General features: G+C 24.7%; 1 protein-coding gene. It reads left to right on the plus strand.

Annotation, left to right across the window (positions count from 1 at the left end; translation table 11 throughout):
- Positions 1-350: 350 nt before the first annotated feature.
- Complete coding sequence (locus MBORA_RS10920; RefSeq protein WP_157944495.1) at positions 351-581, plus strand: hypothetical protein; 231 nt, start codon at positions 351-353, stop codon at positions 579-581.
- Positions 582-1,496 lie beyond the last annotated feature (915 nt).

The following is a 1,496-nucleotide window of genomic DNA, read 5'->3' on the forward strand; positions in this document are numbered from 1 at the left end:
TCTTTATATTCTTTCATAACCTCTTTAATTTCATCCAATTCAAGATGTCCTTCAATTTTTTTGCTATTTTTTACCATGAATATTAATTTGTAATTTATATGGTATAAACTTTTCGAGAAAAACTATAATAAAATGGGGAACAAAATTGTATTGTACAGAAATATAAATGCAATAAATGTGGCCATGTTATTTATACTGATTTATCCAGTATTTTTAATGGAAATGCAAATATAACTATTCCAGTAATTAAACATGTGGAGTATTTATACAGTTATTTTTAGTGGAAGTCTACATAAGATTCGTAAATCATTAAAAAAAGAGCATAACATTGAAATCTCCCAATCAAAGTATTGAAAACATCATTTTTTAACTCTAATTATGAAATTAAGCATAAAAATTGGACTCTTTCAGGATATTACTTGTTTGACAGTCTTTGGATTAAACAAAAAGGCGAATGGAAGTACCTTTTAGCTTTTATTCGACCTAGAATTAAATACAATAGTTTCCAGAGAATTGGTCAATTCAGAGACAATAAACAACATATACAACTTCTTAAATCAAACACTGCACAATCAAAATAAAAAATGCATTATAACAGATTTAAAAACAGAATATAGAATTGCAATTGATAGATTAGGAGTAAAACAACAATTCTGCACATTCCACTTAAAACAATTAATAAACAGAGAAAAACAAACTACATTAAAGAAAATAACGAATCTAAAGAAGAAATAGAAATAATACACAACTATAAACAATTATTTTTCAACATTATCAACGCAGAATCAATAAATGAAGCACAAGAAAAAAGAAATCAACTATTTTATTTGAAATCCAACATTCCCCCAAATTATTCAAGATTTAACTTCAAAATTAATAATTCCAGAATTCAAAAAAAAATCACAAATCACCTGAATGATTCAAAAATAGCAATAACATCGAATAAAAATAGAAAACTACTTCCTAAAAAACTTTCCCAAACATATCAAAAAATTATTCAAATCGGAAAAAGGAATTTTAAAAAGATTTGACTTAAAACTAATGTATTGGGACGAAGACAACGCGATTTTCTAAAAATCACTCAAGTTTTTGAAAGTGCCCCTTTTTCTGGGACTGTCAATTTGTTAGGACTTTTGTTGATATTTAGTGTTTATTTTTACAAAGTCCTTTTTCCAGTCTTCTTTTAGTTTTTTAGTTTTTTATTTTTCGTTAAATTTATATACTGGTTATGGTTAGGTATTTTAATTTTTTATTTTTTTTATTTTTTTTTAAGATTTTTTTTTCAATTAATTTTACTTTGATTTTAGTATGCATCTCTGATAATTTTGTAAATTGAATATATGTTCTGTTATATTTTTTATTTTTAATTTTAAGTTTGATTAAGTATTTATAAGATGGAAGACAAATAATTATATATGAAATCAAAAATCAAATGCCTTCTGTATCTTAGATTGGTTGGCGGGGCTTATATATTTATCGGTGCATTTAAGGATCCT

Origin of the sequence: Methanobrevibacter oralis (assembly GCF_001639275.1) — an archaeon.
GTDB classification, from domain to species: domain Archaea; phylum Methanobacteriota; class Methanobacteria; order Methanobacteriales; family Methanobacteriaceae; genus Methanocatella; species Methanocatella oralis.